We start from the raw sequence: 14,817 nt of genomic DNA on the forward strand, positions 1-14,817 counted from the left end.
CATATGTGTTCCGTGAACGTTTAAGTTAAGGGTGCTGCCTTGGCAGCAGGAACGATCCAGCGCGCAGTGGCGCGCCGAATGGTGTAAAGGAAGTAGAGCTGTCCTGCTGCCCTTGCACCGAAGTTGTTAGAGGACAAAAAACGCGTAGGGTTTTGTCAACGAATAAAGTAAAACGTGCAGCGATAATATTATTTTCTCCAGGCTAACCATTCTTTTTCAACTTGACTGCCTGCCATTCTTTCATCATTTGCATGTTTTTCCATGTATTGTTCTTTGAATTTTTTTGCGCTAATAAATATCTGTCCATCTGATAGATTTTCGTTTTCTATTCGGGCTATTATATCCCATATTTTTGAACTTAATTCAAGGTCTGCTTCTTCTTGCATCATCGCAAAATCCAATAGGTGCGATACGGAAGAATCTCCATCTCCTTTTGCTAAAGAAAAATAATCTATAACTGCAACTGGATGCATAACATAGTAGCCATCCTTGCCGTCTGGATTTTTCATAGAATGGACCTTATCCCATGTACAGAGGAGTTTTACAATTTTTGATGGTATGTAATAACCAGATAAATATTCTATTACTCTAGCATCATGCCTTATCAAAACATCGGGTCTTTCTATACCGGCGTTGCATATAAAATCTTTATAAGCTTCAATTTTCTTGTCAAGATAATCTACTGTGAGTTTCTCAGTAGAGAAACTGTACCTAGAAGCAATACTACTAAGTTCACGAGTGACCTTATCTCGAATAGAGAAAAAGGTGCTGTCTGGCATATCTGGGCTAATATCTTTGAGTCTAATGTTAAATACCATAACATATTCTTCAAAATTTATATCAGGATTTTTTTTCTTATAATTAGAGTAGTGGCTCACAAATGCATTTCCGGAATGAGACAAGTCTATATCTTCTTCTATTATATGTTTGTAGTCACGGCAAGCTTCTATAATATGGCTTGCAACTTCTTCCATATAATCGTAAGGAACAATTGCGTTGAATTTGTGGGTTTTTATTAAATTATATAAAGATGCGGCTGATTGAGAAGATCTATTGCCAACTTTTTCGAATAATAATCCGCACACTACAGGAATAAATACGGATGAGTCTATATAAACATTTAAACTTTCGGTTCCGCCTAATGCATTTATAAGATGAGAAGATTTTGTATTTAAGAATGCATCATACAATTTGGCGCATGCTATGTGCTTAGTAAAAGCTGAAGCGGCAAAAAACTCTGAAAGCTCTCTAAATATTTTTGATGCTTTATTTATTCCAAATCTTGATGAGATTATCTCTTGAATAATCTTGTATTTTTCGTTTTTTTTAAGCTCATTATCGTAAGTGCTGTAGCTTTTTCCTGATAGGTAGATTGTCAAATCGAGGAAATTATTGATGAGTAAATTCTGAGTATTGAAATCAATGTCTTCAGAAAGGCTTGTTATTTTTATTTTAAATTCTGATTTTAATGATTCCAGTTCTAATTCAGTGGTTTTCCTTAGTCCTAAAAATTTGTTTTTTTCATTCTCTGATAATTTTATCATGTTTCCATAGGTGGTTATTTTTCTTGTTTGTAGCAAACTGTCTATGTTTGAGTTTATTTGTACAAGCTGATTTTTTTCAATATCAAAGCTCTCTTCTATTTTATCGAAAAGATCTTGTCTTGATAAGCCATCTTGACTTCGAGATAAGACTGCCATAATAATCGCTTTGAAAAAACGCTGTCGAAGGTCTTTGGTATTCTCGTCAAATAACAAAAGTGATGATACTGCTTCATTTTTGGGGCTAAGATATTCTTGCTGTTTTTTCGAAAAAACGGGTTCTTCTATACCCATCAGAATAAATACTTCATTAATTTTGTTGTTTTCTATTAGTCGCGAAGCTATTGCTTGATTGTCATATTTGTTTATAGTGATACCAGACTGTGAAAATATTTCTTCCTTAATTTTTTCGTAACTTCCTTCGGGAATTCTTCTTGAGGAAATAAAATACATGGTATTTGTGTTGAAATTTTTTTTCAATTTAACTGCATCATTTCTAATCTTAGGTTCCCATTTTTTTTCAACAGAAATTTGAATTCCTATGCGAATACCAGTTGCTGGCATTGTTGCTAAACTAAAATCTTTTCCTCCATCGTAAGGTCCATCACAATAATCAGCATCTCTAAGTCCGATTAGTGGAAGAAGAAGCTTAGCTACTATTGAACGGAAAGTAGATACATCTGTTGCCTCGATAAACCTAGAAAGAACATCAATATTCATATGATTATCCAATAACGTGATTTTAAATCAATATAATATTAATACTATGAATTATTCAACATTCTGCACTTGCTCGCGCATCTGTTCGATCAGCACCTTCAGCTCCACGGCGCACTTGGTGGTTTCTGCCACCACTGACTTCGACGACAGCGTATTCGCTTCGCGGTTGAGCTCTTGCATCAAGAAATCTAGTCGACGTCCGACGGGTTTGCTCTGTTTTAACTGATCACGTACTTCTACGACGTGGCTGGTCAGGCGATCCAGCTCTTCTTCTACATCCGCTTTCTGCACCAGCAGGGCGATCTCTCCCGCCAGTCGTTGCTCGTCGATCTCGGCGCGGGCCGCTTCGATGCGTTCTTTCAGCAGTGTCTGCTGACGCTCAATGATCGTCGGCATCAGGGTGCGGACGTGTGCTACTTGGTCGTCAATGGCGTCTAGGCGTGTGGTGAGCATGGTGTCGATGCGTTTACCTTCACGTTCACGCGCACTTATAAGATCGACAAGGCCTTTATCGAACAAGGTGAGTGCGGCCGCTGCGATATGGTCTTCACTGGGTTGGACGTCGCGGATGATGCCGGGATAGTTGAGGATCGCCAGTGCATCGGGGGCGCGTACGCCGTCGACTTCATCCTGAATGGCGGTCAGTGCGGCGTTAAGCTGGCGAAGCCGATCATGATCAAGGGGGAAGCCCTGCGTGCTGCCTTCAATCCCGAGCGTTATGGTCACATCTACCTTACCGCGTGATAACCCCTTGCGCAGCCTGTCTCTTAGGGCCCCTTCGAGTGGCAGCAATGCAGGAGGAAGGCGGAAACCGATTTCCAGGTAGCGATGATTGACGGAGCGAATTTCTAGGGTCAGCTGGCCCCATTCTGTGTGCTGTTGTTGGCGGGTGAAGGCGGTCATGCTGCGGATCATGGGGAATCTCCGGTAAGGCGTGAATGGCGGTCACGGCGTGCTGTGCCAGAAAGAAGCGTGCTTCTTTATAACGAATGTGATCAGACAGTGCACCCGAACGCGCGGCGACACGTTAGAATGGTGGGCAGCTGGATAACGACGGCGGGCCTCTGCAATGTCATGCCTGTGCTTCGTCGTTATCGTCATGATACAACCTGCAGCGCTCGGCCTGAGCGCTGCTCGACAGGAGTTCTTGAATGCGCCCGAGTGGACGAGCGAACGATGCCCTGCGTGAAGTACGACTGACACGCGACTACACCAAGCATGCTGAAGGCTCGGTGCTGGTCGAGTTCGGGGATACCAAAGTGCTGTGCAATGCGTCCGTCGAGGTGGGCGTGCCGCGCTGGCTGCGCGGTCAAGGTAAGGGGTGGGTGACGGCGGAGTACGGCATGCTGCCGCGTGCGACGCATACTCGTGGTGGCCGTGAAGCCTCTCGTGGCAAGCAGGGTGGCCGCACGCTGGAGATTCAGCGTTTGATCGGGCGTTCGTTGCGGGCAGCGGTCAATCTGAAAAAACTGGGCGAGTTCACTATCACAGTGGACTGCGACGTGATCCAGGCGGATGGCGGCACTCGCACGGCTTCTATTACCGGTGCCTGCGTAGCGCTGATCGATGCTATCCATCACATGCAGCGTACGCGCATGATCAAGAGTGATCCGCTTAAGCAGTTGGTTGCGTCTGTGTCCGTTGGTATCTATAAAGGTCAGCCGGTTGTCGACCTTGACTATGCCGAAGACTCCAATGCCGATACCGATCTTAACGTGGTGATGACCGCAGACGGTGGGCTGATTGAGGTGCAGGGCACCGCTGAGAAAGCCGCGTTCTCGCGTGCTGAAATGAACACCATGCTGGATCTGGCCGAGCAGGCGGGTACCCAGCTGTTCGCCTGTCAGCGCGAAGCGCTGGGTCTGGTGGAATAAACCGCACCACAATGACGGGCATGATCGGTTTATCGGTCATGCCTCGTTTCCTCTATGCTCTTGTCGTACGCTGCTTTTATTGATAAGCGTGGTGGTCTGCGTCATATCTATCGGATGTCATTCATCCGTGATGATGCGCTGCTGATACCGCTGCCTTGTTCTTTTGACCTGTCGCTCACGACCTTTTCCACGCAAGGATGCGTTATGAAGATCGCCATTCTGTATGCCTCCCGCGAAGGCCAGACGGCCAGCATTGCCGCTCGCATTACCGAGCTGTTCGAAGCTGCCGGACACTATCAGTGTGACTGCCTTGATCTCGAACATCTGCCCGAAGACTTTTCCCTTGATCACTACCAAACGGTGGTAATGGGCTGCTCCATTCACTACGGACACTTTGCGCCGGTATTTCGCCACTTCGTTGCTGCGCACACTGAGCGCCTAAATGCGATGCCGACAGCGTTCTTTTCGGTCAGTCTGGTGGCGCGTAAGCCGGGCAAGGATACGCCGGAAACCAATGTGTACACGCGCAAGTTCTTAGAGAAGACGGCATGGCAGCCGAGCTACTGCGCGGCGTTTGCTGGGGCGGTGAAATACGATCTGTATCGCTGGTGGGATCGGTTGATGGTGCAGCTGATCATGGCGATGGGGAAAGGGGAAACCGGACGGCATGCCCACGTCGAGTATACCGACTGGGACGCTGTCGCCCGGTTCGTACAGCAGGTGCGAACGGATGTTCTGCAAGAAAGGAGCTGAATCACCCCCTGGCGCATCAGAGGGCGCTGGGGTTCTGCTAAAACCCGCAGCGAAGGATGCGGGTCTTATACAGAGAGCGAGTACTCAACGATAATGGGAGCATATTCTGAGAATGTCGCTTCCGTATCGATCCACGCCTTTTTCACTGCGCGCTGTAGGTTGGGGCCGACGACCTGATAGTCGAGGCGCCAGCCTTCCTGACGGTTGCGCGGTACTTCCTGATCCAGTTTCGGCCAGTAGGTGAACTGGTTTTCGCCGCGTTCGACTTCGCGGAACGTGTCGACGAAGCCCATCGGGCCGAACACCTGATCCATGAACGCACGCTCTTCGGCGCGGAAGCCTGCGGTGAACTGGTTGTCTTGCCAGTTACTGACATCCACCGTGCGGTGCGCGATGTGCCACGTGCCGCAGATGATGTACTCGCGGCGCTTGCGGCGCAGCTTATTCAGGTAGTCGCTGTACTGCTCGATGAAACGCTGTTTCTCTTCCGGCGCTTCTGGCATCAGAAATGAGGCAACGCTGAATCGGTCGTAGTCGGCCTGCAGGAAGCGCCCTTCATGATCACACTGTTCGAACCCCAGCCCATACATGATGGCCTTGGGAATCTGACGACAGTACAGCCCGACGCCGGACATTCCATCTTGTTCGGCATCTAGGAAATAGCCCTCGTAACCTTCTGGGTAGAGGATATTATCGTCCAGCTCAAAACTTTTGGTCTTGAGATTCTGGACACACACGACATCGGCATCCTGTGCGTGCAGCCAGTCGAGAAAACCTCGCTCGACCGCTTCACGAATGCCGTTGACGTTGACGCTGGCAATCTTCATACATGGCCCCTTGTTTTGCGCGCGTGTATGATACCCGAGGTTTATCGTTTTTGGGCAAGGCTACGCTGATTTTTTCACGCAACTTTCCCACCTTATCCCGTCATCCTGATCGGAGCGCAGGCATGCACGATTACCAACGCGACTTCATTGCCTCTGCCATTGAAGCCGACGTCCTTTCCTTTGGTTCCTTCACCCTGAAATCCGGGCGCATCAGCCCTTATTTCTTCAATGCCGGACTTTTCCACGATGGCCGTACCCTGGGTATGCTGGGGCACTGTTACGCCGAAGCCCTCGAACGCTCAGGGTTGGAATGTGACGTGCTGTTTGGCCCTGCTTATAAAGGCATCCCGTTGGTTGCTGCTACCAGTGTAGCGCTTTCTGTCGAGCATCAGCGCAACCTCCCCTATGCGTACAATCGCAAGGAGGCCAAGGATCACGGTGAAGGCGGAACGCTAGTGGGGGCACCGCTCAAGGGTGATGTCGTCATCGTTGATGACGTCATCACGGCGGGTACCGCCATCAACGAAGCGCTGGACATCATCCGTGGTCAGGGTGCTCGTCCTGCGGGTATCGTCGTGGCCCTCGATCGCGAAGAGCGTGGCAAGAGCGAGCGTTCGGCCATCGAAGAAATCAAAGAACGTCATGGCATCCCGGTCATTCCTATCGTCACGTTGAGCAATGTGCTTGACTACTTGATGCAGCACGGTAACAACGCGCTGCAAGCACATGCCGAAGAAATCCGTCTTTATCGTGATCGTTATGGCGTGAAGTCCTGACGCCATCTTGCTGTCATTGCTGAAAGAATCCTTCTTTCTGGCGGAATGGATGCGCAAAAAGATTCTATGCTGGTGCGGTTTAGGGTGAATTTTATTTCTGCCTTGGCCGTTAACAGAGTCAACGCCATTCATTCTGCCATTCACTAGCAAGGGACAACGACAATGCGCCTCCGTATCGCTTGCGGTATTGCCGCCTCTGCCGTGCTGGCGTTCGCCAGCCAGTCTGCCTCTGCGTTCAGCGTCAACGCCAGCGGCACCAAGCACGGCTACAACCTTCAGGCTCGCCAGAGCATCTTGCCGATGTTCTCCACGACCTTCGATTTCTTCCAGAGCAGCGATAACGATGCACACGGTGACAAAGACCGCGCGTACACTGCTGGTCTGATGTTCAACCCGTACGTGCCGTTCGTCGATCTGTCTGCGGGCGTCCGCTATCAGTACCAGACCACCGGTTACGGTGATGGCGGCGGCGTCAGCGTGGGGGGTAGCGCTTACGTGCCGACCTTCCTGCCAATGACGTCAATCGGGGCCTACGGCTTCTACACGCCGAAACAGCTGGCGCACGGCGATGTACACACCAGCAAGGAATACGGCGCGCAGGTGCGCTTCAATCCGATCGCTGACGTGTCCGTCTATGGCGGTTACCGCGTGTTCAGCACCGAGTTCGATAACGAAGGCAGCCATCGCTTGGATCGCGGCCCGTTCATCGGTGCCAGCGTCGGCTTCTGATCTATTGTTGCGCCAAGGCATGACGGGCAGTTCGTTTGCCCGCTTCGTTTGAGGAAAAGGCAGCCCTTTGGGGTTGCCTTTTTTATTGAGCTGAGCGTTATTCGACACGTAAACTTCATCATCCGAGCAGTGATCTACCGTCTGCCACTATCGACGCTATTAAGAGACTGTTTCATAACCTGAGCGATTGCTTTTACCCTTTCCAAAATAGACGGCTTTTACCGCAATTTTGTGGTTTGAAGTTTCCTTCAATGACATGGGTATTAGGGTTATGAAGCACGCTCTAAGGATGAACTTCGATCATGAATTACCTTAAAAAATCAACAAGAAAACGGGCGATATTCAGTGCCATCGCTTTGTTAGGCCAGCTCTTTATGGTGTCGTCGCAGGCGGCTGCGGTAAGCGATGACGCTATCCGCCAGCAAATGATTCAGGAGTCGCTAGACGACTACCCCGGCAACTGTCCTTGTCCCTACAACACTATGCGCAATGGGCGTTCATGCGGTGGACGCAGTGCCTACTCGCGGCCGGGCGGTTATTCACCGCTGTGCTACAAGGACGATGTTTCCGATGAGGACGTGCGCGACTATCGGCAGTCACACGGTCTGACGGCGGCCGCCAAACCTCATGCCAAGGAACGTGCCGCGTCGTCACGATGACGCGTCATCCATCACCCTTTCGTTCGCGCAGTTGGTACACTGAACGCAGTTCTTTCCTACGTTCATGACAGGTAGCGTCTCTCCATGCTCGACATCGTGCTGTACGAACCCGAAATCGCGCCGAATACCGGTAACATCATTCGCCTGTGTGCCAACACGGGTTATCGACTGCACCTGATCCGGCCGCTGGGCTTCGAACTGGACGATCGTCGCTTAAAACGTGCAGGGTTGGACTACCACGAGTGGACTCGGGTGCAGATCCATGACTCGCTGGATGATTTCATCGCGACGGTGCAGCCGACGCGGCTGTTTGCGCTGTCGACGCGTGGGCGCACTCATCATGATGTGCCGCAGTATCAGGTTGGGGATGCATTGGTGTTCGGTCCTGAAACGCGTGGCCTGCCGCAAACGCTGCTGGACAGCCTGCCGCCGGAACAGCGCATCTGTCTGCCGATGCAGGCCAACAGCCGTAGCCTCAACCTGTCGAATGCGTGCGCAATCGTTGTGTATGAAAGCTGGCGTCAACTGGGGTTTAGTGGCGCACTGCATTGAATTGGCGTGGTGTGAAGGGTGTATGATCGGCCGCGGTGCTGCACTGCACGAGAGCGTTCACTCACGTGGCTCTCGCTGAAAGACCAGCGTTGGAAGATACTGAAGAACGAAGGACGCCCTTCCATGATGCACCCCGTAAGAACCCTGCTGTCGGCCACGCTGTTGGCCTGTATGACCCTGCCTGCCTATGCCTCTGAAAGTGCCCACTGGGGCTATACCGGTGACGGTTCTCCCGAACACTGGGGCGATGTGGACACTCGCTTTGCCGAATGCAAGATGGGCCACAACCAATCGCCCATTAATATCCGCCGCAGTGAACATACGCGTCATGCACCGCTGGCGCTGAAGCTCGGCAGTGGCGAGCAGAAGATCGTCAACAATGGCCATACCGTTGAAGTTGTTCCAGAGGGTGGCAAGCCGACCCAGCTGACGCTGGATGGCGACGTTTACACCCTGCAGCAGTTCCACTTCCATACGCCCAGCGAAAACACCCTCGACGGTAAGCAGTTCCCGCTCGAAGGCCATTTCGTCTTTATGCATGACGCTCAACCGCTGGTGTTGGCCGTCATGTATGAGGATGGTGCTCCTAGCAAGGCGTTGGTGCCGTTCATCAATCAGCTGAAGAACGTACCGCATGAAGAAACGGCGCTGGCTCAGCCCGTCGATCTAAAAGCGCTGCTGCCGCAGTCGCTGCACTACTATCGTTTCTCTGGCTCGCTGACGACACCGCCGTGCTCGGAAGGGGTCATCTGGCTGGTGCTTGATCATCACGTCAAACTGAGCTTGGCCCAGTTGGGCGCTTTCGAACAGGCCATTGGTCAGCACAATAACCGCCCGGTTCAGCCGTTGAATGGTCGTGTCATCACGGATTGATGATCCCCCTCTTCCTATAAGGAAGAGAATGTAGCGATAAGCAGAATAAAAAGCGCAGCCATCTCTATCAGCTGCGCTTTTTTTGGCGTCGATTATGGGTGAAAGCCGCATGGTTGAGCTGATATAGCGATACGGTGTGATCTGCGAACTACACCGTTATCTGCTATCAACTTTCGTAGGGTGGGGGCATTATCGTTTGCGTTGCCGGCCTATGCCGAATGGGCTAGGGCACGGTTTTCCCGTCATAGAACAATAACAAGGAAGTGACATGACACTTTTGACTACACAGCGTACTGCCCCGTGGTGGCGCGACAACCTTTGCTACGAAATCTTTCCGCGTTCCTTTGCTGACAGCAATGGTGATGGTGTGGGTGACTTCAAAGGCATTACAGCGCACCTTAAATACCTGGCCAACTTGGGCATCAACAGCATCTGGCTGACGCCGTTCTATCCGTCTCCTCAGGCTGATGCGGGCTACGATGTTTCCGACTACTGCGATGTCGATCCGGTATTCGGTACGCTGGATGATTTCGATATCCTGCTTAAAGAAGCGCATGCCTACGGCATCCGCGTCATCATTGACCTAGTGCCGAACCATACGTCTGACCAGCACCCGTGGTTCAAACGTGCACTGGCTGCCGCACCGGGCAGCGCTGAACGTGAGTGGTACCACTTCCGCGATGGCCTCGGCGAAAACAATGAGTTGCCACCCAACAACTGGACCAGTCTGTTCGGTGGTAGCGCTTGGAAACGGGTGCCAGGCGAGAAACAGTGGTATCTGCACCTGTTCTCTACCCATCAGATTGACCTGAACTGGGACAACCCCGCCGTTCGGGATGCCTTTGATGACATTCTGAAATTCTGGCTGGATCGCGGTGTCGACGGCCTGCGCATCGACGCGGCTAATAACCTAGTGAAAGCCGCCGGTCTGCCGGACGTCACGCCGGAAAACTCAACGATGACCGATCAGCAGTACCGTGGTCCGATGTTTGACCAAGACGGCGTGCACGACATCTATCGTCGCTGGCGCAAGCTGGTCAATACGTATGATGACCGCGTAATGGTGGCTGAAGCGTTCCACGTGCAGCCGATCTCTCGCCTCGTGAACTACGTGCGTTCCGATGAGCTGCAGCAAGCATTCAACTTCGACTATCAGCTGTCGCAGTGGGGAGCTACCAACTACCGTGCCATCATCGACAAGTACCTGACCAACATGGGTACGGTCAACGCACCGTGTAGCTGGGTCACCTCAAGCCATGACCAAGTGCGTATCGCTACCCGATTGGGCCTGACCACTCCGGGCGCAACCCCAATGGGGCTGGATAGCACAACCGAACAGCCGAACGAGCAACTGGGCCTGGACCGTGCGCGTGCACTCATCATGCTGACGATGATCCTGCCGGGAGCGCTCTATCTGTATCAGGGTGAAGAGCTGGGTCTGCCTAACCATACAACGATGGAACCGCGTTTCCGTCAGGACCCGCGCTTCTTCGATTCCAACGGTACGATGATCGGTCGTGACGGCCAGCGCATTCCGATGCCGTGGAAGGCCAAAGCGCCTGCGTTCGGTTTCAGTCCGAGCGACAAAAGTTGGCTGCCTCAGCCGGACAGCTATGCCGGTTATGCCGCTGATCTGCAGGAAAAAGACAAGCACTCCACACTGAGCCTCTATCGTCGCTTGATCGCGCTGCGCACGCAGAACGCGCTGGGGACTGGTTCGCTGCAGTGGTTTGATTCCCCACGCAACGACGTACTGGTTGCACGCAATGGCAGCGTCTGCATCTACATTAACTTCGGCTATGCACCACTGGATCTGCCGGCAGGCCGGGTCATCGCCCAGAGCCGCCCGGGTATCGATAAGGGGACGCAGTTGCCGGGTAACTCCGCTGTCTGGCTGGCACTGGATGAAATGCCCCACACTCAGGCATGAATGAGTGTGTCACGTGAAACACGGATGTTGCGTGACTGATCATTGATCGTATTCGATAGCACTGCCCTCAATTGAGCAGTGCTATCGGCGTTTCAGGACCAGCGTTTGTCCCGCCTTTTCCAATATGCCCTCTTCTTTCTCTTCTCTTTCCTTCCAGCAGTGACGCGTTCCCGCTTTGATGTGACACCTTTTTCATGTCTTTCATGGGGTTGCCGCTGGCCGACGTTCTCATGCCCGTGACGGCTGGGAGGTAGGTGGCCTAACGTAGTATCATGCCCCTCCCAAGTACGAACCTTTCAGGAGGCGGCCTCACCATGCGTGACGAGCTGATGCAGACGCGTCTACAGACACTCAACCCGCGACAGCGTGAGGCGGTCACCTACATCAATGGGCCATGTCTGGTACTGGCGGGTGCCGGTTCAGGCAAGACCAGCGTTATCACGACCAAGATCGCCTATCTGATTCGTGAATGTGGCATGCCAGCACGGCGCATCGCGGCTGTGACGTTCACCAACAAGGCGGCCCGCGAGATGAAAGAGCGCGTTGGCAAGATGCTGCCCGGCAAGCTCGGTCATGGGCTGACGGTGTCCACCTTCCACACGCTGGGGCTCAACATCATCAAGGCTGAACTGAAAGTGCTGGGCTATCGCTCCGGCTTCTCTCTGTTTGACCCTGAAGATGCCAAGGCGCTGCTACGCGACCTGATGCACAAGGATGCCGCCGTTGACGCTGATCAGATCAACCGTGTGCAGCATCAGATATCACAATGGAAGAACGATCTGGTCACTCCTCAGCAGGCCCTGTCGCACGCTGAAGATCAAGACCAGGATTACGCCGCGCGTTTGTACGAAGCCTACGTTCGTCACCTCAAAGCGTACAACGCTGTCGACTTCGACGATCTGATTTACCTGCCGGCGGTTTTGTTTGAGCGTGAACCGGAGGTGCTGGCGCGCTGGCGCAAACGCATTCACTACATGCTGGTCGATGAGTATCAGGACACCAACTCAAGCCAGTATCGACTGGTGCGGTTGCTGATGGCTGAGCGTGAAACCTTCACCGTAGTGGGCGACGATGATCAGTCCATCTATGCTTGGCGCGGTGCTCGCCCTGAAAACCTTGAGCAGCTGCAAGACGATTTCCGCAGTCTGAAGGTCATCAAGCTGGAGCAGAACTACCGTTCCACGGCCGTCATTCTGAAGGCGGCTAACACACTGATTGCCAATAACCCACACGTCTATGAAAAGACGCTGTGGTCGGAGATGGGGCGCGGCGATGACATCCGTGTGATCGTCAATCGTAATGAAGAAGTGGAAGCCGAGCGCGTCGCCAGTGAAATACTGACGCGCCGCCTCAAGCTCAGTGCTAAATGGAAGGACTTTGCCGTGCTGTACCGCGGCAACTTTCAGGCGCGCTTGCTGGAGATTAAGCTTCAGCACTATCAGATTCCCTACAAGCTGTCCGGCGGTACTTCGTTCTTCTCACGCAACGAAATCCGCGATGCGATGGCCTATCTGCGATTGTTGATCAATCCCGCTGATGACAACGCCTTCCTGCGTATCGTTAACGTACCGCGCCGCGAGATTGGCCCGACCACAATCGAAAAGCTAGCCAACTATGCGACCGAGCGTCAGGTCAGTCTTTACGATGCTTCCTGCGAGCTGGGGCTGCAGGAACTGCTGCCCGAAAAAGCGCTGTTCCGGCTGGCGCGCTTCAACCATCTTATTGCCGACGTGCGTAAGCGCATGGATCAGGGCGATGCTCTTGCCGCTATTCGCAGCCTGTTTCAGGAGATCGACTACGAGGGCTGGCTGTATCAAAACGCCAGTGCGCCCATCGTGGCCGAGAAACGTATGGCGAACGTATGGACGCTGATTGACCAGCTTGAACGCTCGATGCAGCGTAACGATGAAGGCGACGATGACGGTAGTGAAGAAACCGATGATGTCGAAGCGGCCATCTCGCGGTTGGTGTTGCGTGACATCATGGAACAGCAACAGGAAGAAGACGATACCGATAAGGTGCAGTTGTTGACGTTGCATGCTTCTAAAGGACTGGAGTATCCCCATGTCTACATCATGGGGCTTGAAGAAGACCTGCTTCCCCACCGCAACGCTATCGAAGCCGGTACCATCGAAGAGGAACGCCGCCTAGCTTACGTCGGTATCACTCGCGCCCGTCAGACGCTGACCATGACACTGGCCCGCCAGCGTAAGGCGTTCGGTGAAATGTTGAACTGTACCCCGAGCCGCTTTTTGGATGAGTTGCCGGAAGATGACATCAGCTGGGAAGGCCGCCCCGACAAGGAAGACCCTGAGAAAAAACGGGAACGCGGAATGGATGCCATTGCGGGACTGAAAGCGCTGCTGCAGTAGCCTTATCTGTTATCGCTATTCAAAAGCCGCGCTCATCTAAGGGCGCGGCTTTTTCGTTATGACGACGGTCTGTTCGGGGAGAACTCGGTTCCACGGCGTTATCCCTGATGGGTGAAGTGTCCTGTTGTCACGATGTTTCACGTGAAACATCGTGACAAGCGTTCACCAAGGAACAGCGCACGCCAGCGCCTGATTTTAAGGGCAACGGCAATACGTTGCGTTCCTCTCGACTGGACACCAGCCCGCTCTTTGCGTAGGATGATGACGCATTTCTCATAATGCGCCTGTAGCTCAGCTGGATAGAGTACTGCCCTCCGAAGGCAGGGGTCGTGGGTTCGAATCCCGCCAGGCGCGCCATAGCACTTCCCCACCCCCTCCCCGCATTTCCTTAGAAGCCAGTCATCATGCGGCTTTCAGCAAGATTGTCTATCTATATAGCCTCCCAAGGCGTCACCAGCTCACTGCATGAATTTTTGTATGCCTATATGTAGGCTGCGCTGCATTCACTTCATTAGCATACATTTTTTGGGGAGGGGAACATCAATGCGGGAAACCTGTTGCCAGCTGCTCAGCGCCATCGCTTTCTGGGCGCCTATCAATTAATGACGGATTTGTATCAGGCAGCTTTATTATGTGTTCGGACCTGTAAGGCCTCTACAAACGTCAGTTAGGCATCTAAGGTGTCTTTTGCGTTATTATCTAACGGTCCTTTTGAAACAAATTTTTTCCAATCTATTAATACTTTTTCAAAGTCATCTAATTTAACATTTATAAAAAAATTCTCGTCACATAATGAATATACTCTAGCCATATTTTCTTCAAATTCAGCTCCCCAGTAACTAAGACACCAGTCAAAGTATTTAACACCTCCTTTTTTAACCAATTCTATTCCATATATTCCACCTTCTAATAATTCCACATAGACAGGATCATCATACTTTGCTCCTCCGCTATCAGAAAACAAACAACCTATAAAATCTAAACCATCATTACTAAGAGCATCTGAGATAGCATAAGGGATTGCATCATCAGAGAATCTCATTTTCCAATGAAACGTTACGTTCACGATGTATATCTCCATTTTTCATGAGAGGATATAGGTATGCGGTGGTTTTAGGTTGAAGATAGCCTTCAGCTTTTACTCAGCTTCTAGTGCGTACTCTGCTATAAAAATATTTTTATTGCCAATATTTTTACTCTCTTCTTTTCTT

The 14,817-nt window shown here is 51.7% G+C and carries 13 protein-coding genes and 1 tRNA gene; 10 read left to right on the top strand and 4 right to left on the bottom strand.

The window, feature by feature from the left end:
* Nucleotides 1–188: 188 nt before the first annotated feature.
* Nucleotides 189–2,261: a hypothetical protein gene (locus tag ZBT109_RS00590; protein ID WP_027704450.1), complete on the bottom strand. Its 2,073-nt coding sequence runs from the start codon at nucleotides 2,259–2,261 to the stop codon at nucleotides 189–191.
* Between the two features lie 51 nt (nucleotides 2,262–2,312).
* Nucleotides 2,313–3,176: a YicC/YloC family endoribonuclease gene (locus ZBT109_RS00595; RefSeq protein WP_027704451.1), complete on the bottom strand. Its 864-nt coding sequence runs from the start codon at nucleotides 3,174–3,176 to the stop codon at nucleotides 2,313–2,315.
* Between the two features lie 236 nt (nucleotides 3,177–3,412).
* Here ZBT109_RS00595 and rph point away from each other — a divergent pair, with 236 nt between their 5' ends.
* Together rph and hemG are read left to right on the top strand one after the other, a co-directional pair.
* The gene (gene rph / locus ZBT109_RS00600; RefSeq protein ID WP_027704452.1) at nucleotides 3,413–4,135 is read left to right on the top strand and encodes a ribonuclease PH; all 723 of its coding nucleotides are present in this window, start codon (nucleotides 3,413–3,415) and stop codon (nucleotides 4,133–4,135) included.
* Between the two features lie 204 nt (nucleotides 4,136–4,339).
* Nucleotides 4,340–4,888, top strand: coding sequence for a menaquinone-dependent protoporphyrinogen IX dehydrogenase (gene hemG / locus ZBT109_RS00605; RefSeq protein ID WP_027704453.1), 549 nt, complete (start codon nucleotides 4,340–4,342; stop codon nucleotides 4,886–4,888).
* Nucleotides 4,889–4,953: 65 nt separating this feature from the next.
* Here hemG and ZBT109_RS00610 read toward each other — a convergent pair whose 3' ends face one another.
* Nucleotides 4,954–5,715, bottom strand: coding sequence for an exodeoxyribonuclease III (locus ZBT109_RS00610; protein WP_027704454.1), 762 nt, complete (start codon nucleotides 5,713–5,715; stop codon nucleotides 4,954–4,956).
* A gap of 122 nt (nucleotides 5,716–5,837) precedes the next feature.
* On the opposite strand from ZBT109_RS00610, the gene pyrE reads away from it, so the two are divergent.
* From pyrE to ZBT109_RS00650, 8 genes are all read left to right on the top strand, one after another.
* The gene (gene pyrE, locus ZBT109_RS00615) at nucleotides 5,838–6,491 is read left to right on the top strand and encodes an orotate phosphoribosyltransferase (RefSeq protein WP_027704455.1); all 654 of its coding nucleotides are present in this window, start codon (nucleotides 5,838–5,840) and stop codon (nucleotides 6,489–6,491) included.
* A gap of 162 nt (nucleotides 6,492–6,653) precedes the next feature.
* Nucleotides 6,654–7,220 carry a YfaZ family outer membrane protein gene (locus tag ZBT109_RS00620; protein ID WP_038277549.1) on the top strand — a complete coding sequence of 189 codons (567 nt, stop codon included), beginning with the start codon at nucleotides 6,654–6,656 and terminating at the stop codon, nucleotides 7,218–7,220.
* Between the two features lie 302 nt (nucleotides 7,221–7,522).
* Complete coding sequence (locus tag ZBT109_RS13990; protein WP_051523643.1) at nucleotides 7,523–7,879, top strand: hypothetical protein; 357 nt, start codon at nucleotides 7,523–7,525, stop codon at nucleotides 7,877–7,879.
* A gap of 84 nt (nucleotides 7,880–7,963) precedes the next feature.
* The gene (gene trmL / locus ZBT109_RS00630; RefSeq protein ID WP_027704457.1) at nucleotides 7,964–8,431 is read left to right on the top strand and encodes a tRNA (uridine(34)/cytosine(34)/5-carboxymethylaminomethyluridine(34)-2'-O)-methyltransferase TrmL; all 468 of its coding nucleotides are present in this window, start codon (nucleotides 7,964–7,966) and stop codon (nucleotides 8,429–8,431) included.
* A 123-nt stretch (nucleotides 8,432–8,554) separates the two neighbouring features.
* The gene (locus ZBT109_RS00635) at nucleotides 8,555–9,304 is read left to right on the top strand and encodes a carbonic anhydrase (protein WP_197714357.1); all 750 of its coding nucleotides are present in this window, start codon (nucleotides 8,555–8,557) and stop codon (nucleotides 9,302–9,304) included.
* Nucleotides 9,305–9,572: 268 nt separating this feature from the next.
* On the top strand, nucleotides 9,573–11,234 hold the full coding sequence (locus ZBT109_RS00640; RefSeq protein WP_027704459.1) for a glycoside hydrolase family 13 protein: 1,662 nt from the start codon (nucleotides 9,573–9,575) through the stop codon (nucleotides 11,232–11,234).
* A 314-nt stretch (nucleotides 11,235–11,548) separates the two neighbouring features.
* Nucleotides 11,549–13,606: a DNA helicase Rep gene (rep, locus tag ZBT109_RS00645; protein ID WP_027704460.1), complete on the top strand. Its 2,058-nt coding sequence runs from the start codon at nucleotides 11,549–11,551 to the stop codon at nucleotides 13,604–13,606.
* Between the two features lie 280 nt (nucleotides 13,607–13,886).
* Nucleotides 13,887–13,963: transfer RNA gene (locus tag ZBT109_RS00650), tRNA-Arg, on the top strand.
* A gap of 310 nt (nucleotides 13,964–14,273) precedes the next feature.
* Here ZBT109_RS00650 and ZBT109_RS00655 read toward each other — a convergent pair.
* Complete coding sequence (locus tag ZBT109_RS00655) at nucleotides 14,274–14,672, bottom strand: hypothetical protein (protein ID WP_145984456.1); 399 nt, start codon at nucleotides 14,670–14,672, stop codon at nucleotides 14,274–14,276.
* Nucleotides 14,673–14,817: the final 145 nt, after the last annotated feature.

This window comes from Zymobacter palmae (assembly GCF_003610015.1).
Classification (GTDB): Bacteria; Pseudomonadota; Gammaproteobacteria; order Pseudomonadales; family Halomonadaceae; genus Zymobacter; species Zymobacter palmae.